This window comes from Aeromonas encheleia (assembly GCF_900637545.1).
Classification (GTDB): domain Bacteria; phylum Pseudomonadota; class Gammaproteobacteria; order Enterobacterales; family Aeromonadaceae; genus Aeromonas; species Aeromonas encheleia.
The window spans coordinates 4,117,901-4,132,109 of the sequence record NZ_LR134376.1; the positions used below are offsets into that span (position 1 = coordinate 4,117,901).

Genomic DNA, 14,209 nt, shown 5'->3' on the forward strand with positions numbered 1-14,209 from the left:
CGACTACTCCTCTACCACAGTTGCAACCTGATACACCAGGCTGCCTTTATGTTCAGCAATGCGTCCGTTAAAGCAGGGGCGGTTACCGATCAGTGCCGGCACGACCTCGGGCAGCTCCAGCGAGAGCACATCCCCCACCTTGAGGCACTCCAGATCGGCCAGGGTCATGGACATCTGTCCCATGACCACCCGCAGACAGACCGGAACTTGCGTCAGGGCCTGTTCCAGCTGCGCCGCTTGCACCCGGTGGCCCTTACCGATACTAAGGAGAGTTTCCTGCGGTGGCACCAGCCAGAATTGCCAATCGTGGGTACTACCACCTGCTATCAGGTTTGCTTCCGCCACCCAGAGACGTGATGCCGGCACCGAATCCCGGGTAACCAGATTCAGTTGCCACGCGAGATCCCCCTGGCCAAGGCAGGCGGACCAAATGTCCATCTGGTACTGACACAGCCGCAAGAGCAAGCGTTGCTCCGTATCGGTCAGCCCTTTGCCATGCACGGCAGAGGCACCCTTATGTTGCAGGGAACCACCAAAAAACAGCACGGCCAGCCGGTAAATCACCGAAGGAGCAATGGAGAAATAGGCAATCCGCTGCGCATCGAGCGGAGTGCGGGCCTCGACCCAAATCAGGCGTTCATCCCGATCCTGTGGCTGGGCGGAGGAAAAATCCTGGTAGGTCAGATCGCAGTCCGCTGCATTGAAGAGCTGAGCCATGCAACCCGATGCCTGTAATGAGAAGGAACCCAATTGGGAGTTGAGCTGCTTGAGTCGCGCCACATTGGCTCGCTCGACGCCCAGTAGATCATAATGGGGAAGGTCTCTGCCCCGCTCAGCGGAGAGCAGCCGAGAAGGTGTGAGCATTACGCCGCTTGATGACATTACAAATCCACCTTAGCCATTTTTATCTCGCCCTAGTGCCATAGAGACACTCATCAGGCCAGCCGCGTGATCGATACAAATAGTCCAGCCGACATAGAGCGACCGAAAAGGGCGAGAACTTTATTACAAATCCCCAAAAGGTGCTATGCGGCGCTCCGCAACCCAGAAATAAAAATCCCGGCACCTGAAAGGTGCCGGGATTTTAAGGTATTCACATACCTGAATAGGCCGGAGTCGGCCTGTAAGCCGGGTTCTGTTCCGGGTTGCCCCGGTAGCAATCATTCCTCTAGGCCAGCAATCGCTCACTGGCTCAAGCAACCTACCCGCCCCCAACGCGGGCCGCGCCAATAGGGGCCTATTTGGTCTTGCTTCGGGTGGAGTTTACCGTGCCACGAACTGTTGCCAGTCGCGCGGTGCGCTCTTACCGCACCCTTTCACCCTTACCTGATCCCTTGCGGGCCATCGGCGGTTTGCTCTCTGTTGCACTGGTCGTAGGCTCGCGCCTCCCAGGCGTTACCTGGCACCCTGCCCTATGAAGCCCGGACTTTCCTCCCCTCCGCCCGTCTGTCCCGAGGGACACAACGACGAAGCAGCGATTGCCCAGCCGACTCCGGGCGCGGATTATAGCCTTGTCCGCCACCCCGGGTAAACCGGCAATTGAGTTTCACCGCGATTAATAGTGCTAGAGGTCATCTTGGAAGAACATATTCCTCTTCATCCCACAATCAGGTATCCGCTGAACGGGCGAATCAGCGATGGTCGTTTTCCCCAACCTAGTGGTGCTCGAGACCATATTTGTAGAGTGCATTCTTCTTCACACCGTGGATCTCGGCGGTGAGCGCCGCCGCCTTCTTCAACGGCAATTCGGCCACCAGCAGCCCCAGGGTACGGAGCGCCTCGGCAGGCAACTCTTCGTCTAGCTTGCTGGCACCGGCCACCACCAGCACGATTTCGCCGCGGCAGCGGTTATCGTCCTGGCCAAGCCAGGTGAGCATCTCGGAGGCGGGCAGACCATGGATGGATTCGAAAGTCTTGGTCAGCTCGCGGCACACCACCACCTGACGCTCCCCCAGGATGCGAGCGATCGCTTCCACCGTATCCTGCACCCGACGCGGCGATTCGTAGAACACCAGGGAGCGGGTATCTTCGATGACGGCCTGCAGCCGATCGTCGCGCCCCTTGGCCTTGGCCGGCAGGAACCCTTCGAAGGCGAAGCGGTCGGTGGGCAGTCCGGCGGCAGAGAGCGCCGTGATGGCGGCGCAGGGGCCCGGCAGCGGCACCACCTTGACCCCGGCCTCGCGACAGCGGGTGACCAAGTGATAACCGGGGTCGCTGATGAGCGGGGTGCCCGCATCCGACACCAGGGCCACACTCTTGCCTTCCTTGATCCGGCCGATCAGCACATCGGCCTTCTGCTGCTCGTTGTGATCGTGCAGGGCGAAGGTCGGAACCGAGATCTGGTAGTGGCTGAGCAGGATACCGGTATGACGCGTATCCTCGGCGGCCACCAGATCGACGCTGCGTAAAATGTTCAATGCACGCTGGGTGATATCCGCCAAATTACCGATGGGAGTGGGGACTATATACAGGGTTGGGATGTCACTCATGGGATCTCCGAGTGTCCCGACAATTGTGTCGCCATATTGGCCCGTTTACACTATGGAGAACTTCAACACTGGTCGGGGAATGAACTTGAACCGGGTTACAAAGCAGCTAAGTGTATCACGACTCTTCGGCATCCTACTCGCGGCAGTACTGCTGACCGCCTGTGCGTCGGAGCCCAACCCATCTTCCGGACAGCCAGGCATGCCGTCGGCTTTCTCGGATCTGACCAAAAATGCCCAGTGGTATCTGGAGCAGGTGGATCCCGCCAAACCGGCCGAGGCCTTCAGCTGGCAGGTGATGGCGGCCCGCAGCTACCTGGCGCTGGGCCAGGCCAAACCGGCTGCCGCCCTGTATCAGCAACTGCAGAAACAGGCCAAGAGCCCGGAGCAGCAGGCGCAACTGCAACTGTTGCAGGCACATCTGTTGCTGGCGCAGGGCAACGCCAACCAGGCCTTGATCCTGCTGGAAGGCAAGCCCGAGGTGGCGCTCGATGCCGATACCCAGAAGGATTGGTATCGCCAGCGCGTGGTGCTGCAGCTGGACATCAACAACAAGTTTGGTGCCGCCAAGTCGCTGATCCTGCTGGAGCCCTACCTGGCCCAGAATGAGCTGGCGACCAACCACCAGCAGATCTGGTCCATGCTCAAGAGCATGACCCCCTCCACCCTGCAGGCGCTGGAAGAGGCTCCGGCCCCCGACGTGACCGCCGGCTGGCTGCGGCTGGCAGCGCTGGTGAACGAGTTCGGGGCCCAGCCCAGTCAGCTCGCCCGCCAGCTGGCGGGCTGGAAGCAGGCATTCCCGAACCACCCGGCCCAGACCGACATGCCGGCAGGGCTTGGGGATCTGGCCACCGGCGACGTCGGCTCGCTGCAGCAGGTCGCCGTCTTCCTGCCCCTCTCCGGTAATCTGGAGGCTCAGGGGGCGGCCATCCGCAACGGCATGCTGATGTCCTACAAGGAGAACCAGGGTCAATTCACCCTGAACTTCTACGACACCCAGAGCAAGGCGATGGGTGAACTCTACAAGCAGGCGATCCAGGAGGGGGCCAACATGATCATAGGCCCGCTGCTCAAGGACAGGGTCGCGGAGCTGCTCAAGGCCAACCCGACAGTACCGGTGCTGGCCCTCAATGAGCTGGACAAGCCGATCGTCAACGACAACACCTACTACTTCTCCCTCTCCGCCGCCGCTGACGCGTCTCAGGCTGCCCAGTACCTCTATGGTCAGGGCTACCGCAAGCCGCTGCTGATCGCGGCGCAAGGCCGGATTGGCTACAGCAGCATCAAGGCGTTCGAGCAGGCCTGGGCCGGCGTGAGCCAGGAGAAGCCCGTGGTCGCCACCTTCGGGGCGCGCAACGAGGTGCAGGGCATGGTCAAGAATGCTCTGAGCGGTCGATCCAGCGCTCGGGCAGGGGAAATCGTCCAGCTCTCCGATGCGGCCCCCCGCAGCATCGATGCGGTCTATGTGGTGGCCAACAGCCTGGAGACCCGGATGATCAAGCCCTACGTGGACATCTCGGTCGAGCCCATGGGCAGCCTGCCGATCTACAGCAGCTCCAGGGGTTACGACAGCGCGGCGACCGAGGTAGCGTCCGAACTCAACGGCATGCACATCTCCGACATGCCGCTGCTGCTGGGCGGCTACGAGAAACAGCGGGAACAGATTGCCCTGCTCTGGCCACAGACCCAGGGTGACCTGCTACGACTGTTCGCCCTCGGCTACGATGCGGTCAGCCTGGCTGACAACCTGCAGCAGATGCGCAGGGTCAATGCCATGCAGCAGCCTGGCATGAGCGGGCAGCTGAGCGTGGATCCCCAGGGCAACATAGTGCGCATGCTGGATTGGGCCGTCTACCAGAACGGCAAGCTGGTCAGCGATAGCGCCGTGCCCCAGCTCGAGGAGAGCTCCCATGAAGAGGCTACTGGCACAACTGCACCAGCAGTGGTTGAACCTGTTGCCGTCGGCGGCGACGAGCAAGGGACAGCACTTTGAGCGAGTAGCGGAACGCTGGTTGCAGGCCCAGGGCCTGCAACCCGTGACCCGCAACTACCGCTGCCGGGGTGGTGAAATAGATCTGATCATGCGCCAGGGGGACACCCTGGTGTTTGTCGAGGTCAGATATCGTGCTCACGCCAGCCATGGCGGAGCCGCCGGCTCGGTCACCCGGCGCAAACAGCACAAGATCGTGCTGGCCGCGCGCCACTATTTCAAGCAACATGCCATCAACGAGGCCAGCCAGGCCTGCCGATTCGATGTGATCGCGTTCGAGGGCGACCAGCCAGACTGGATCCAGGACGCATTTTAAGAGGACCCCATGACTGATCCCATCAAAGAGAATTACACCGAAAGCATCCAGACCAAGATAGCCGCCGCCGAGGCCCTGCCGGATGCCATCCATACCGCAGCCCAGATGCTGACCATCTGCCTGCTCAATGGCCACAAGGTGATGGCATGCGGCAATGGTCCTTCCGCCGCGCTGGCGCAGCTGTTCATCTCCGAGCTGGTGAACTGCTACGAGACCGAGCGCCCCTCCCTGCCCGGGATGGCGCTGACCCCCGACATGGCCACCATCAGCGCCATCGCCACCGATCACGGCTTCGAAGAGGTCTATGCCAAGCAGATCCGCGCCCTGGGTCAGCCCGGCGATATCCTGGTGGTCATCACCACCACCGGCAACAGCCGTAGCCTGATCAAGGCAGCGGAGGCGGCCCTCTCCCGCGATATGACGATCATCGTGCTCGGCGGCGGTGACGGTGGCGAGATCGCCGGTCTGCTCGGTCCCAACGATGTGGAGATCCGGGTGCCATCCGCCCGTCGTCCTCGCATTCTGGAAGTGAACCTGTTGACCCTGCACTGCCTCTGTGATCTCATCGACCAGACTCTTTTCCCTCAACAGGAAGATTGAAACCATGAACAAGCATTTTCTCGTACTCGGCCTGCTGGCTGGCTCTCTGTTGCTGCAAGGCTGCGCCGCCCTCGTGGTGGGTGGCGCGGCAGGCACCGCCAAGGCGACGGGCGATCGTCGCACCCTGGGTGCCCAGTGGGACGATCAAGCCATAGAGCTGAAAGCCTCCAACCTGCTGGCCGACAACAAGCAGCTTAATAGCGCCAGCAAGATCAGTGTCTACAGCAACAACGGCCGCGTGCTGATAGTCGGTCAGACACCTTCTGACGCCTACAAGCAGGAGGCGGGCAAGATAGTGGGGCGGATCGAAGGGGTACGCCACGTCTACAACGAGCTGCGTCTCGGCAAGCCGGTTAGCATAGGGGTACGTAGCAACGACTCCTGGATCACCTCCAAGGTGCGGGCCGACATGCTGGCGGCCAAGGACTTTGACAGCACCAAGGTCAAGGTGGTGACCGAGAATAGCGAGGTGTTCCTGATTGGCCTGGTGACCCGCAAGGAAGGGGATCAGGCGGTCGAGATCGCCCGCCACGTCAGCGGCGTGAAGCAGGTCATCAAGGCGTTCGAGTTTGCCCAGAACTGAGTGGCTAACAACCAGCAATAAAAAACGCAGCCAACTGGCTGCGTTTTTTATTTAATGACTTTCAGGGTCGGGCGTCCGCTTGGGCGCGGCGGTTCCGGCTCAGGCTCTGCCTGTGCCTCGGCCTGCTCCAGCCAGAGATCATAGCCAGGCTCCGGCGGGAACAGGGTTCCCACCCCGTTCTCCCGGGCATGGATGGCCAAAATGGCCGCCATAGGGATGTAGACCTGCTGCGACACGCCACCGAAGCGGGCGCTGAAGCTGACGGCCTCATTATCCATGTGGAACTGCCCCACGGCCCGTGGCGCTATGTTCAGGACGATCTGGCCATCCTGTACAAACTGCATCGGCACCATCACGTGAGGGACGTTGACGTTGACCACCAGGTGCGGTGTCAGTTCGTTATCCAGCAGCCAGTCGAAGAACGCCCGCAACAGATACGGGCGACTGGGGGTCATGGTAGGTTCCATACTCATACGCCAGCACGGATCTCGCGCTCGGCCTCGGTCAGGGAAGCCTGGAAGGATTCACGCTCGAACAGACGTATCATGTAGGCCTTCAGTTCCTTGGCGCCACGACCGGCGAAGTCGATGCCAAGGCTCGGCAGACGCCACAGCAGGGGTGCCATGTAGCAGTCGACCAGACCGAACTCTTCGCTCATGAAGTAGGGCATCTCGCCGAAAATCGGGGCGATGGCCAGCAGGTTGTCACGCAGTTCCGCACGGGCGGCATCGGCATCGGTACCCGCCATGATCTTGTCGGCCAGCGAATACCAGTCCAGCTCGATGCGGTGCATCATCAGACGGCTGTTGCCACGGGCCACCGGATAGACCGGCATCAGCGGCGGGTGCGGGAAGCGCTCGTCCAGATACTCCATGATGATGCGCGAGGTATACAACGCCAGCTCACGATCCACCAGGGTTGGCACAGTGTTGTACGGGTTCAGCTCGGCCAGCTCGTCCGGCAGGTTGCTCGGATCAACCTGGCAGATATCCACGCTAACACCCTTCTCCGCCAGGACAATGCGCACCTGATGGCTGAACATATCGTTGGCACCGGAAAACAGCGTCATTACCGAACGCTTATTGGCAGCTACAGCCATTGAACCCTCCCGTCATTAAAAAGCAGAAACGGCAATGAAGCATTTCGAACCTCATTGCCGTGCGTCATATTACTCTGATCTGGTCGCTTAGTGAACGTCGCGCCAGAATTCCTTCTTCAACAGCACAGTGAAGATGAAGAAGATAACGATGAAACCGAGCACCCAGAAGCCCATGCGTTCGCGCTCCTGCTGTACCGGCTCAGCCGAGTAGACCAAGAAGTTTACCAGATCCAGTACCGTCTGATCATACTCTTCGTTATTCATTTCACCGTTGCCGTCAGATTTGATGCTGACGACTCGCTGCACCGACTGTCCGTCGACCTCGTGGGAGCCGAATTCGGCACGGGGGGTACCCTGCAGCGGCTCCAGCACATGGGGCATGCCCACGGACGGGAAGACCGCATTGTTCACCCCGAACGGCCGGGTCTCATCCACGTAGAAGGCGCGCAGATAGGTGTAGATCCAGTTCGCCCCACGCACCCGCGCCACCAGGGTCAGATCCGGCGGTGGCGCCCCGAACCAGCGCGCAGCATCCTTCTCGGACATGGCGCTCTTCATCAGATCACCGATCTTGGCGTCGGTGAAGACCAGGTTCTCCCGCATCAGCTCTTCCGGAATACCGATATCGGTGGCCACCCGGTTGTAGCGCTGATATTGAGTGGAGTGGCAACCCGCACAGTAGTTCATGAAGGTGGTGGCCCCACGCTGCAGGGACGCCTTGTCGCTCAGGTTGTACTCGGCCTTGTCGAGCGGGAAACCGCTGCCTGACGCCAGCACCAGGCTGGGCAGCAGGGCCAGCACTGCAAAAATGATTCTTTTCATTTGAATGTCACCCTCTCCGGCAGCGGCTTGGTGTTTTCATTCTTGCTGTAGAAGAACAACAGGACGAAGAACCCGAAATACCCCAGTGAACAGATCTGTGCGAGCAGGGTCAGCGTCGGAGTCGATGGCAAGACGCCAAGCACACCCAGGATGACGAAGCAGACCACGAACTGGGCGATGTTCAGCTTGTGCAGGGTGCTGCGATAGCGCACCGAGCGCACCTTGCAGCGATCCAGCCAGGGCAGCAGGAACAGCACTACGATGGAGAGTCCCATCATGATGACCCCCAGCAGCTTGTCAGGCACCGCCCGCAAGATGGCGTAGAAGGGGGTGAAGTACCAGACCGGGGCTATGTGCTCCGGGGTCTTCAGACCATTCGCCACTTCGAAGTTCGGCTTCTCGAGGAAGTAACCCCACATGTCCGGCTTGAAGAAGATGATGGCGCAGAACAGGAACAGGAAGCCCGCCACCCCGATCATGTCCTTGACGGTGAAGTAAGGATGGAACGCCACCGCATCCAGCGGCCAGCCTTTCTCGTCCTTGTGCTTCTTGATGTCGATGCCGTCCGGGTTGTTGGAGCCCACCTCGTGCAGCGCCAGGATATGCATGGCCACCAGCATCACCAGCACCAGCGGCAGCGCGATGACATGCAGCGCGAAGAAGCGGTTCAGGGTCGCGCCAGAGATGACATAGTCACCGCGGATCCACAGGGTCAGATCGTCACCTATGACCGGGATGGCACCAAACAGCGAGATGATGACCTGGGCTCCCCAGAATGACATCTGTCCCCAGGGCAGCAGGTAGCCCATGAAGGCTTCCGCCATCAGCACCAGGAAGATCAGCATGCCGAAGATCCACAGCAGCTCGCGCGGCTTCTGGTAGGAGCCGTAGATCATGCCGCGGAACATGTGCAGATAGACCACCACGAAGAAGGCCGAGGCGCCGGTGGAGTGCATGTAGCGCAGCAACCAGCCGTAATCCACATCCCGCATGATGTATTCCACGGAGGCAAAGGCGCCCTCCGCCGACGGGTTGTAGTTCATGGTCAGCCAGATGCCTGTGATGATCTGGTTGACCAGCACCAACATGGCAAGCGAGCCGAAGAAATACCAGAAGTTCAGGTTCTTGGGGGCCGGGTACTTGGCCATGTGGTCGTTGTACATGGCGGTGAGCGGGAAACGATCGTCGATCCAGCCCATGAGTTTGGCAAACATGGTCAGGCCTCCTTGCCATCGGCACCCACCAGAATGGTGGTGTCGCTAAGATATTGATATGGCGGAATGACCAGATTCAGTGGCGCAGGCACGCCCTGGAACACTCGACCAGCCATGTCGAACTTGGAACCATGGCACGGGCAGAAGAAGCCGGAGGCCACCCCCTGCACCTGCTCGCCGAAGCTGTCAGGCAGGTAGGAAGGCGAACAACCCAGGTGCGTACAGATACCGACGGCGACGAAGATCTCCGGCTTGATGGATCTGTAGCCGTTGTGGGCGTAGTCCGGTTGTTGCGGCTCATCGGAGGCAGGATCGCGCAGCTTGTCCTCGTGCACAGCCAGGGCATCCAGCGTCTGCTTGGTGCGTTTCACCACCCAGACCGGCTTGCCGCGCCACTCGACGCGAATGAGCTGACCCGGCTCCAACTTACTGATATCCACTTCGACCGGGGCCCCTGCCGCTTTGGCTTTGGCGCTCGGGTTCCATGACTTTATAAACGGCACTGCGGTAAAAGCAGCTCCTACTCCACCAACGGCAACCGTTGACCAGGTAAGAAATCTGCGGCGACCGGTATCAACTGGCGCATTGCTCATCCAAAAACTCTCCCATGTGGACTCTGCTCATTCTTATAGTGTCCCCGTTCCCCTCTCTCCCGATGACAACTGCAACGGAAGCCGTATGGCAATTGACACAGAAAGACCATGGAAATTTTAAAGAAAAGATAACAATTTGACAAGAAAGAGAAGCGATGGGTGAAAACAATAAATACACAAATATTTGTCTTTTGTGACCTGTGGTTAGCATTGGCGTAGGGAATATTACCAATAAAAAAAGCCTGGCAGTTGCCAGGCTTTTTTGACACTCGTGAGAGTGCGTACCAAAAGCGAATTAACGCTTGGAGTACTGCGGACGCTTACGAGCTTTGTGCAGACCGACTTTCTTACGCTCAACCTTACGGGCATCACGAGTAACAAAGCCTGCTTTACGCAGTTCGCCGCGCAGGGTCTCATCGTACTGCATCAGAGCACGAGTGATACCGTGGCGGATCGCACCAGCTTGACCGGAGATGCCGCCACCGTTAACGGTGATGTACAGATCCAGTTTCTCAGTCATTTCAACCAGTTCCAGCGGCTGACGAACTACCATGCGGGCAGTCGGACGACCGAAGTACTGCTCCAGGGAGCGCTGGTTGATGATGATTTTGCCGCTACCCGCTTTCATAAAGACGCGAGCAGTGGAGCTTTTGCGACGGCCGGTACCGTAGTATTGATTTTCTGCCATGTTGCCAGTTCCCGATTAGATATCCAGTACTTGAGGTTGCTGAGCAGCATGAGCGTGCTCGGCGCCTGCGTAAACTTTCAGTTTACGGAACATGGCACGGCCCAGCGGGCCCTTCGGCAGCATACCTTTGACGGCAGCTTCGATAACCATTTCCGGTTTACGCTGAATCAGCTTGTCGAAGCTGATTGACTTGATACCACCCGGGAAACCGGAGTGAGAATGGTAGATTTTATCGGTAAATTTCTTACCGGTAACGTGTACCTTCTCAGCGTTTACAACGATGATGTAATCACCGGTGTCAACGTGCGGAGTGTACTCAGCTTTGTGCTTACCACGCAGACGAGCAGCGATCTCGGTTGCGATACGACCCAGAGTTTTACCTTCTGCGTCCACAATGTACCAGTCACGTTTTACGGTTTCTGGCTTGGCAACGAAAGTTTTCATTAAGTTAAACCCAATTACCTGTTACAGACCCAATTGCTTATGGGGGCTCTCCCACAAACAACAAACGATGGCCTACCTGTACCCCTTCGAATACAAGTAAAGCTTAAAGTGTTGCTGTCTTATCGACAGCTGTAACGTGGGCCGGGCGATTATAAGTGAAGTTGCCTTAAATATCACCTGCTAATTTCACTGCCATGAAGCTAGCAAATGTCGCCCGGCCCTACCTGCCGCAGATGCCCATCCGACTGGCAGGCGCGGTATTGTGACTAAGGAAGGTGCACTCTTGCAAGGTATTCGTGCGATTGCATTTCCTGAAGCCGCGAAAGACAACGCTTGAATTCGAAATTCAGCAGGCCATCCCCGTAGAGTGCTGACATGGGCACCGCCGCCGACAGTATGAGTTTGACGTGCCGCTCATAGAACTCGTCCACCATGGCGATGAAGCGGCGGGCCGCGTCATCCGTGCCGGTGCCCATGGGTTGGACATTGGCCAGCAGCACGGTATGAAACTCCCTGGCCAGTTCGATGTAGTCCCCCTGTGAGCGGGGGGTACAGCAAAGTTGCTCGAACTCCATATAAAGCACCCCTTCCCCCATCCCCAGCGTGCTCAGCTGGCGATGATTGACCTCCAGCATGGCCGCACTGACCTGTGCCTGACCGCTCAACTGCCCAAAATAGCGATCGAGGTTACATTTGGCCTGCTGATCCAGCGGGAAGTGATAAATCTCCGCCTGCTCCAGCGTGCGCAGGCGATAGTCGACGCCACCGTCCACGTTAAGTACCTCGCAATGACGCTCGATGAGCGCGATGGCGGGTAAAAAACGGGCGCGTTGCAGGCCATTGCGATAAAGCTCCTGCGGCGGGATGTTGGAGGTTGCCACCAGCACCACCCCGTGGCCGAACAGCGCCTGGAACAGGGTGCCCAGCAGCATGGCGTCGGTGATGTCGGAGACAAAGAACTCGTCGAAGCAGATGACATCCGTCTCGCCGGCCAGCTTGCTGGCGATGAGCAGGAGGGGGTCGGCCTGGCCGGTCAAGCCCTTCAGTTCGGCGTGGATCCGGTGCATGAAACGGTGGAAGTGGATGCGCAGTTTACGCTCACCCGGCAGGCTCTCGAAGAAAGTATCCATCAGCCAGGTCTTGCCTCGGCCCACTCCGCCCCACATATAGAGTCCCAGGACGGGAGTCGGTGGCTTGGGTTTTTGCAGCCATCCCAACAGGCCGCGGGATCTGGTCGGAGTCGGGCTGGCGCACAAATCCTGATAGAGTCGCTCCAGGTGGCTCACGGCCATCGCCTGAGCCGGGTCGGCCAAAAAGCCGGGGCGCTGCAAATCCTGCTGATATTTTTGCTGCGGGGTCATCCTGTAAACCGCCTCCAAGTCCCTGAATGAAGGACAAAATGGTATCACGCTCTCGGGGGGCACGGTATAGTGCCAACGAGGCATAGCGGTCAATCTGGCCGTCTCAACACTCATCGATTTAGCTGTAACAAGGAGCTTCTATGACTCTGTTAAACGGGATCCTGCTGGCGGTAGCCGCTCTGATCATCGGCGTTCTGGTCGGTCGTTTCACGGTCCGCAGCCGGGATGCCGGGCGCCTGGAACAGGAGCTGAAAAAGGCCCATAAGGAACTGGAAAGCTATCAGGGCCAGATCACGACCCACTTTGCCGACAGCGCCGCCCTGATGGAGCAGCTGGCCGAGCAATACCAGACCCTCTATCGCCACATGGCCGAGCAGAGCAAGTTCCTGGCCAAGGTCCAGGAGCCGCTGTTCCGTGAGTCCCAGATCGAAGAGGGCAGCGATGCCTCCAGCAACGAGGAGCCGGGCCTGCCGCCGCGCGACTATGCCGGCGCCTCCGGTCTGCTCAAACAACCCAGCTAGTCCCTAGTGGAACTAATTACGCCTTATCGTGGTCAGACCTTGACGATTGCCATGCAACTTTTTCTGGGAGCTGTTTCTCATATGCGTAAATCTCTTTCTGTGTTCAGTGTCTTAGCCCTCAGTGTCGGTATCGCCCTGTCTGCGGCGCCAGCGCAGGCTGCCCTGCCCTTGCTGTCGAACACTCAGGAAATGCCGAGCCTGGCCCCCGTGCTCGAGCAGGTGACCCCTGCCGTGGTCAACATCTCCGTCTCTGGCAAGAAGATCACGCGCCAGCGTCTGCCGGAACAATTCCGTTTCTTCTTCGGCCCCAACATGCCTGACGAGCAGGTGAGCGAGCAGCCCTTCCAGGCGCTGGGCTCAGGCGTCATCATCGATGCCAAGAAGGGCTATGTGATCACCAACGCCCACGTGGTTCACGATGCGGACGAGATCAAGGTCAATCTGAAGGACGGCCGTGAATACGCCGCCAAGAAGATTGGCGAAGACAAGCAGTCCGATATCGCGCTGCTGCAAATCAAGGCCGAGGATCTGGTGCAGATCAAGTTCGCCGACTCCGACGAGCTGCGGGTCGGTGACTATGCGCTGGCCATCGGCAACCCGTTCGGCCTGGGCCAGACAGTCACCTCGGGCATCGTCAGTGCCCTGGGCCGCAGCGGCCTCAACATCGAGAACCTGGAGAACTTCATCCAGACCGATGCGGCCATCAACTCCGGCAACTCGGGCGGCGCCCTGCTCAACCTGCGCGGTGAGCTGATCGGCATCAACACCGCCATCCTGGGGCCGAACGGCGGCAACATCGGCATCGGCTTTGCCATTCCGTCCAACATGGTGCGCGATCTGTCCGATCAGATCGTCAAGTACGGCGAAGTGCGCCGTGGCCAGTTGGGGATCACCGGCACCGAGCTGACCAACGAAATCGCCAAGACCTTCGGTTACAACAAGAAGGACGGCGCCTTCGTCAACCAGGTCATGCCTGACTCCGCCGCCGACAAGGCCGGCATCAAGGCCGGGGACATCATCATCAGCATCGATGGCAAGCCTATCCGCTCGTTCGGTGAGCTGCGTGCCAAGATTGCGACCATGGGGGCCGACAAGCAGGTTGCCCTTGGCCTGATCCGTGATGGCAAGGAGCAGAGCGTCAAGGTCACCCTGAAGAAGGCCGATGACAGCGAGATCCTCGCCAGCGCCCTGCACCCGGCACTGGAAGGCGCCAAGCTCAGCACCACCACAGAGCCGGTCACCGGCGTGGCTGTCTCCGATATCGATCCGCGCTCCCCTGCCGCCGCCTCCGGTCTGCAGAAGGGCGACATCATCATCGGGGTCAACCGCCTGCGTATCAACTCGCTGGGCGAGCTGACCAAGGTGTTGAAGAACAAGCCGGACGTGCTGGCGCTGAACATTCAACGCGGCGACTCCTCGCTCTATTTGGTGATCCGTTAAGTCCCTCACACCCGCGGCAACCGCCGCGGGTGATTTTTATCCACCGATAGTG

16 protein-coding genes and 1 other RNA gene are annotated in these 14,209 nt (G+C 59.3%); 6 read left to right on the top strand and 11 right to left on the bottom strand.

What is annotated here, in order from left to right:
* Positions 1-3: 3 nt before the first annotated feature.
* The 3 genes from lfiM to rsmI all read right to left on the bottom strand — a co-directional run bounded on the left by lfiM (position 4) and on the right by rsmI (position 2,489).
* Entirely contained in the window at positions 4-882 is an 879-nt protein-coding gene (gene lfiM, locus EL255_RS19115) for a lateral flagellar motor switch protein LfiM (RefSeq protein ID WP_170176019.1), read from the bottom strand.
* A 226-nt stretch (positions 883-1,108) separates the two neighbouring features.
* Positions 1,109-1,494: RNase P RNA component class A (gene rnpB, locus EL255_RS19120), an RNA gene on the bottom strand.
* A gap of 161 nt (positions 1,495-1,655) precedes the next feature.
* On the bottom strand, positions 1,656-2,489 hold the full coding sequence (gene rsmI / locus EL255_RS19125; RefSeq protein ID WP_042653266.1) for a 16S rRNA (cytidine(1402)-2'-O)-methyltransferase: 834 nt from the start codon (positions 2,487-2,489) through the stop codon (positions 1,656-1,658).
* Between the two features lie 199 nt (positions 2,490-2,688).
* Between rsmI and EL255_RS19130 the strand changes: the two genes are divergently transcribed.
* Genes EL255_RS19130 through dolP form a run of 4 tightly spaced genes read left to right on the top strand, consistent with a single transcriptional unit; the run spans position 2,689 to position 5,975 of the window.
* A complete protein-coding gene (locus EL255_RS19130; protein ID WP_042653267.1) occupies positions 2,689-4,479 on the top strand; it encodes a penicillin-binding protein activator in 1,791 nt (596 codons plus the stop codon).
* A complete protein-coding gene (locus EL255_RS19135) occupies positions 4,397-4,792 on the top strand; it encodes a YraN family protein (protein WP_126623415.1) in 396 nt (131 codons plus the stop codon). The genes EL255_RS19130 and EL255_RS19135 overlap by 83 nt, the downstream gene beginning before the upstream one ends.
* 9 nt (positions 4,793-4,801) lie before the next feature.
* Positions 4,802-5,392 (top strand): D-sedoheptulose-7-phosphate isomerase, encoded by a 591-nt coding sequence (locus tag EL255_RS19140; RefSeq protein ID WP_042653268.1) that lies wholly within the window; start codon positions 4,802-4,804, stop codon positions 5,390-5,392.
* A gap of 4 nt (positions 5,393-5,396) precedes the next feature.
* The gene (dolP, locus tag EL255_RS19145; protein ID WP_042653269.1) at positions 5,397-5,975 is read left to right on the top strand and encodes a division/outer membrane stress-associated lipid-binding lipoprotein; all 579 of its coding nucleotides are present in this window, start codon (positions 5,397-5,399) and stop codon (positions 5,973-5,975) included.
* Between the two features lie 47 nt (positions 5,976-6,022).
* On the opposite strand, the gene EL255_RS19150 is transcribed toward dolP, so the two are convergent.
* The 8 genes from EL255_RS19150 to zapE all read right to left on the bottom strand — a co-directional run bounded on the left by EL255_RS19150 (position 6,023) and on the right by zapE (position 12,196).
* Positions 6,023-6,448: a ClpXP protease specificity-enhancing factor gene (locus EL255_RS19150; RefSeq protein WP_042653270.1), complete on the bottom strand. Its 426-nt coding sequence runs from the start codon at positions 6,446-6,448 to the stop codon at positions 6,023-6,025.
* Positions 6,445-7,074 carry a stringent starvation protein SspA gene (sspA, locus tag EL255_RS19155; protein WP_042653271.1) on the bottom strand — a complete coding sequence of 210 codons (630 nt, stop codon included), beginning with the start codon at positions 7,072-7,074 and terminating at the stop codon, positions 6,445-6,447. The genes EL255_RS19150 and sspA overlap by 4 nt, the downstream gene beginning before the upstream one ends.
* An 87-nt stretch (positions 7,075-7,161) precedes the next feature.
* The gene (locus tag EL255_RS19160; RefSeq protein ID WP_042653272.1) at positions 7,162-7,896 is read right to left on the bottom strand and encodes a cytochrome c1; all 735 of its coding nucleotides are present in this window, start codon (positions 7,894-7,896) and stop codon (positions 7,162-7,164) included.
* The gene (locus EL255_RS19165; RefSeq protein ID WP_042653273.1) at positions 7,893-9,110 is read right to left on the bottom strand and encodes a cytochrome b; all 1,218 of its coding nucleotides are present in this window, start codon (positions 9,108-9,110) and stop codon (positions 7,893-7,895) included. Before EL255_RS19165 ends, EL255_RS19160 begins: the two co-directional genes overlap by 4 nt.
* Positions 9,111-9,112: 2 nt before the next feature.
* A complete protein-coding gene (gene petA, locus EL255_RS19170) occupies positions 9,113-9,703 on the bottom strand; it encodes a ubiquinol-cytochrome c reductase iron-sulfur subunit (RefSeq protein WP_042653274.1) in 591 nt (196 codons plus the stop codon).
* 295 nt (positions 9,704-9,998) lie between these two features.
* Positions 9,999-10,391: a 30S ribosomal protein S9 gene (gene rpsI, locus EL255_RS19175; RefSeq protein ID WP_042653275.1), complete on the bottom strand. Its 393-nt coding sequence runs from the start codon at positions 10,389-10,391 to the stop codon at positions 9,999-10,001.
* 15 nt (positions 10,392-10,406) lie between these two features.
* Entirely contained in the window at positions 10,407-10,835 is a 429-nt protein-coding gene (rplM, locus tag EL255_RS19180) for a 50S ribosomal protein L13 (protein ID WP_042653276.1), read from the bottom strand.
* Between the two features lie 266 nt (positions 10,836-11,101).
* Complete coding sequence (gene zapE, locus EL255_RS19185; RefSeq protein WP_042653277.1) at positions 11,102-12,196, bottom strand: cell division protein ZapE; 1,095 nt, start codon at positions 12,194-12,196, stop codon at positions 11,102-11,104.
* 140 nt (positions 12,197-12,336) lie between these two features.
* On the opposite strand from zapE, the gene EL255_RS19190 reads away from it, so the two are divergent.
* Entirely contained in the window at positions 12,337-12,717 is a 381-nt protein-coding gene (locus EL255_RS19190) for a Z-ring associated ZapG family protein (RefSeq protein WP_042653278.1), read from the top strand.
* An 81-nt stretch (positions 12,718-12,798) separates the two neighbouring features.
* Positions 12,799-14,157 carry a Do family serine endopeptidase gene (locus tag EL255_RS19195; RefSeq protein ID WP_042653279.1) on the top strand — a complete coding sequence of 453 codons (1,359 nt, stop codon included), beginning with the start codon at positions 12,799-12,801 and terminating at the stop codon, positions 14,155-14,157.
* Positions 14,158-14,209 lie beyond the last annotated feature (52 nt).